The following is a 528-nucleotide window of genomic DNA, read 5'->3' on the forward strand; positions in this document are numbered from 1 at the left end:
GTGCGCGTTGGACATTGACGCCGAGACGCCAAAGCCGTTGGTGCCATATGACACGCCTACGCTCGCGCTGCTCGATTTGTTCGTGCTGGCGGTGGTGTCGGTGTCGGTCGTATTGACCAGGTTCACCTGATTCTTTGCAGCCAGCACCACATCGTTCGCGCTCACGTTCGAACCCGCGATGGTCAGGTTGCCGCTGCCGGGCGTACCGTCGCCGGTTGCCACGAAAGCTGCGGTGCCGCCCGCCTGAACGCTCGAACCGTTGTGCGTCGTCTGGTCCTCGGCAAACGTATTCTTGCTCTGGCTGGAACCGAAGCTCAACTGCACGCCGATGCTCGGATTCTGGCCGGCCAGCGAACCACCCATTACACCGGCCGCCGCAATCGCCGCATCGCCGCCCGCCTCAATCGCATGCAGTGCCGCCGCGCGGTCGTTGCCGCTATTCGCACTGTCGCGGGTTGCCTGCGTCTGGTCAATTGCGCCGTTGATCGCATCGCCCACGCTGCCCGACAGGCCGAGCGTGAAACCGCT

At 64.2% G+C, this 528-nt stretch carries 1 protein-coding gene; it reads right to left on the minus strand.

Translation table 11 applies throughout. The annotated features are described in order from the left end of the window. Positions 1–528: hemagglutinin repeat-containing protein (locus HV744_RS36735; RefSeq protein WP_175154108.1), on the minus strand; the 528-nt coding region annotated here is incomplete at both ends.

This window comes from Paraburkholderia ultramafica (assembly GCF_902859915.1).
Classification (GTDB): Bacteria; Pseudomonadota; Gammaproteobacteria; order Burkholderiales; family Burkholderiaceae; genus Paraburkholderia; species Paraburkholderia ultramafica.